Annotated in this window: 4 protein-coding genes; all 4 read right to left on the reverse strand. The window is 65.6% G+C overall.

What is annotated here, in order from left to right:
* A partial coding sequence (locus ON45_RS10920) for a C40 family peptidase (protein ID WP_148288644.1) occupies positions 1-1,146 on the reverse strand: 1,146 nt, incomplete at its 3' end.
* 186 nt (positions 1,147-1,332) lie between these two features.
* Positions 1,333-1,830, reverse strand: a complete 498-nt coding sequence (locus ON45_RS10925) for a cytochrome c-type biogenesis protein (RefSeq protein ID WP_040493841.1) — start codon at positions 1,828-1,830, stop codon at positions 1,333-1,335.
* Positions 1,830-2,462, reverse strand: coding sequence for a TlpA family protein disulfide reductase (locus tag ON45_RS21410; protein ID WP_158412348.1), 633 nt, complete (start codon positions 2,460-2,462; stop codon positions 1,830-1,832). The genes ON45_RS10925 and ON45_RS21410 overlap by 1 nt, the downstream gene beginning before the upstream one ends.
* Before the next feature lies 1 nt (position 2,463).
* The coding region (locus ON45_RS10935) for a heme lyase CcmF/NrfE family subunit (protein ID WP_277619171.1) at positions 2,464-3,665 on the reverse strand (1,202 nt) is incomplete at its 5' end.

The raw sequence follows: 3,665 nt of genomic DNA on the forward strand, positions 1-3,665 counted from the left end.
GCCGACGTGGCTGATCGGGCTGTAGTAGAAGAGCAGGTCGCCCGGCTGAGCTGAACCCTTGTCGACATGGGGGATCGATGCGTACTGCTGACCCGATTGGTGCGGCAGGTAGACACCGGCCTGTGCCCATGCGTAGGCGGTGAGACCCGAGCAGTCAAACGAGACACCCGGATTCGATGTCGCGTACTTGTAGGGAACACCGAGCTGGCTCATCGCCGCATTGATCGCAGCACCCGAGCGAGAACTCGGCGCCGGTGCCGTGGGTGCGGGGGCCGGTGCAGGTGCCGGTGCGGGAGCCGCTGATCCTCCGCCACCACCTGAGTTGGAACCTGAGGTGCTGTTAGCACCACCGGTATTCGCGTTGCTGTTGCCGCCGCCAGAGCTTGAGGTGGCGCCTGAGTTGCTGTTTCCACCGCCGGAGTTGGAGTTGCCGCCAGAGTTCGAATCGTTCTGCTGCTGGGCCTCGGCCTGAGCCTGGGCCGCCTCGAGTTCAGCCTGCACACGCGCGGCGGACTCGGCCGCACGACGGGCCTCTTCCTCCGCGATCAGCTCGCCGAGTTCAGCTTCGGCCTCGACGCGAGCCTGTTCGTATTCGGCGGTCTTGGCCTCGGTCGCCTCCTGAGCGGCGGTGAGCGAGTCGGCGAGTTCCTCGGCCTCGGTGACCTTGTCCTCCAGCGACGAGCGATCCTCCTCGAGGTCACTGACGAGGGCGTCGAGTTCGTCGGTGCTGATGTCGCCGGCGCTCAGCGCGACGCGTGCGAGTTGGTCACGCTGGAGGACGTCGTTGATGTCACTGGTGTTCTCGAACAACGGACCGAGTGGCGTCGTGCCGGAACCGACGAACGACCGCACGGCCATGTCACCCAACTCGGCTCGAAGCTCTCCGAGTTCGGTCTCCTTGACCGTGATGTCGGCTTCGAGGTCGACGATCTCGGTGTCGAGCTCCTCCTTGCGTCCGATCGCGATGACATAGTCCTCACCGATCTGGTTGGCCTGTTCTTCGAGCTTTTCGAGTTCGTCGACGATGTTCTCGACTCGGGCTCGCTGTTGATCAACGGGGCTTGCTGCTGCCACCTGCGGGTTCATCGCCGGAACGACCAGCGCAACCATGACCGCGACAGGAGCAACTCGAAAGAAGTGCTTCACGGGCGACGACTGTACCGAATATGACGACCTCGTTACGACACTGCGTCGGAAAAGTTCATGAAACGCACCCGCCGTTGGAAGGACCGCGGCGGCACGGGCTGCGCTCCCGGTTGATTTCACTGATGATCCGGTGGCTCACACTCCTCGGAAACCCTGGGTGGAGTTCGCCCGCACGGTCGCAGGTCGCTACGAATTGGACTCCGGCTCGTCGGCGAGTGCGGCTTCGACGAGGTCCCGGTCGGCGCCGGTGGGGTCGCCGAGTCCTGCGGCTTCGATCTTCCAACGACGGAACGCGATCGCGAGACCGGTGACACCGATGACGAAGCCGAGGGCCGGGAGAACCCACACCAGGGCCTCGAGCCCGGTCGACTCGGGCACGAGTAGCAGGTCGCCCTCGTTGCGGCTGTCGATCAGGTTGAGGATCTCGGCGTCGGACAATTCGTTCTGGCGGACGAGATCCTCGACCTGATTGCGTAGCGCGCGTGACGCGTTGTTCTGCGACACGAACACACTCTCACCGGCACACACCGGACAAGCGATCCGCTGGGTCAGTTCATCGACTCGATCGCTCTGGGTCTGCGGACCGGCCATACGGGTGGCGCCCACGGCCAGGAACGCCACGACGACGACCAGCATCAACACCCACCCGGGCCACGACTTGAAGCGCTTGTTCAGACCGCTCATCAGCGGATTGCCTCGCGCAGCTGCTGCAGTGTGATGCTCAGGTTCTCCGCGGTGACGGTGGAGATCGCGCGGAAGCGGACCACGCCGTCGGGGTCGATGATCCACGTCTCGGGGACGAGGTTGACACCGAACGATGCGGGGATCACGTCGCCATCGGAGTAGACGACGGGCCAGTCACCACCCCGCTCCTCGAAGAACTGCTCGACTCGTTCCTTGGTGTCGCCGAACACGACGGAGTAGAACTCGGCACCTTCCGGTCCGAGCGCTTCCTGTTGGTCGACGAACTCGACCAACTCGGGGTGCTCGCGCTGGCACGGCACACAATCGGACTGGAAGAAGTTGAGCACGACCCAACTGCCCTTGCGGCGCGCGAGGTCGAACGGGGTCCCGTCGCCGAGCTCACCGACCGCTTCGGGAGCGGGCTGGTTCATCAACGGCGTCTCGGCCGTCTGGGTGCCGTCGTCGGGTTCCGCCCCGATCAACAACACGACCAGACCAATCGACACCACTGCGACCGCGAGCGCCACGAACGGCGCGACCATTGCCGTACCGCGACGCCCGGGACTCGCCGCGGTGTCGTGGGAAGACTGATCGGGAGTCTCCTCGGGTCCGATACCCGCCATGTCGGTCATGTCAGTCATCTCGACCACGTGCCTCGGGCATCGCCTCATCGGCCGGCGGCTGGGCGACCACGGCTGTCACCTTCGAGCGACCGTCGTGGATCGGCGCCGACACCGGGTCGATCGCCCGACGTCGACGGCTCGAGGGGAATGCGGCGAGCAGTGTGCCGATCGCCATCACGAGGCCGCCGATCCACAGCCACAGGATCATCGGCTTGACGAACACCCGGATCGTGGCCGTGGTTCCGCCTGGCTCGGCCCCCGGTTCGAGGGTGAGGTAGACGTCGTTCGACAGCCCGGTGCGGACCGACGGGGTGCCGACCGTTTGGCCGATGTTGAGGTAGGTCGTGAGGGCGGGGCTGTAGACCTTGGCGCCGTCGAGCAGCACATTCGCCTTCAGGGCCCGCTCGCTCTCGGCGTCGTTGATCTCCGTCGTCACCGACTCGAGTTCGAAGGTGTGGCCACTCCACTCGACGACGTCGCCCTGCTCGACTTCGAAGGTCGCCGAGTGGGTGAAACTGTTCGATGCGGCGAGGGCGACGGCGATCATGATCACGCCGAGGTGGACGACCATCCCCCCGTTTGCTCGCCCGGCCAGGCCCCGCCATCCCCGGCGGCGAGTGGCGAGTGCGAGTTGTCGCAGCGCGGAGCCGGCCGCGAAGCCAGCGAGTCCGAACGCGATCAGCGGCGCCCACCCGCTGGCTCCGACGATGACGGAGAATGCAATGGCGCCGACTCCACACCATGCCGGCCAGAACAGTCGGGTCGTCAGCAGTTCCTGGCTCGCCTTGCGCCACGGGAGCACCGGGGCGACGGCCATCAGGAACAGCAGCACGATTCCGATGGGCATCGACAGTCGGTCGAAGTACGGCGCGCCGACGACCGTTCGGCGATCCTGGACCGCTTCGATCAGCAGCGGGAAGACCGTGCCCAGGAGCACGACGAACGCAAAGACCGTGAAGAGCACGTTGTTCGCGAGGAACGCGCCCTCGCGGCTGAGTGGTGAGTCGATCGTGCCGGGCGAGCGGAGGCGGTCTCCGCGCCATGCGATCAATCCGAGCGACACCACCACCGTCACGATGAACCCACCCAGCAGCCACGCACCCACCGGACCGTTCCCGAAGGCGTGCACGGACTCGATGACACCGGAGCGGGTGAGGAAGGTGCCGAGGATCGTGAGGGAGAACGTGGCGATCAGCAGGCTCAGGTTCCAGA

The sequence above is a fragment of the Ilumatobacter nonamiensis YM16-303 genome (assembly GCF_000350145.1).
GTDB lineage: Bacteria > Actinomycetota > Acidimicrobiia > Acidimicrobiales > Ilumatobacteraceae > Ilumatobacter_A > Ilumatobacter_A nonamiensis.

Bases quoted from the DNA above. Each gene is read 5' to 3' on its own strand.
- ON45_RS10925 (WP_040493841.1), bottom strand. From the start codon at position 1,830: ATGAGCGGTCTGAACAAGCGCTTCAAGTCGTGGCCCGGGTGGGTGTTG.
- ON45_RS21410 (WP_158412348.1), bottom strand. From the start codon at position 2,462: ATGACCGACATGGCGGGTATCGGACCCGAGGAGACTCCCGATCAGTCT.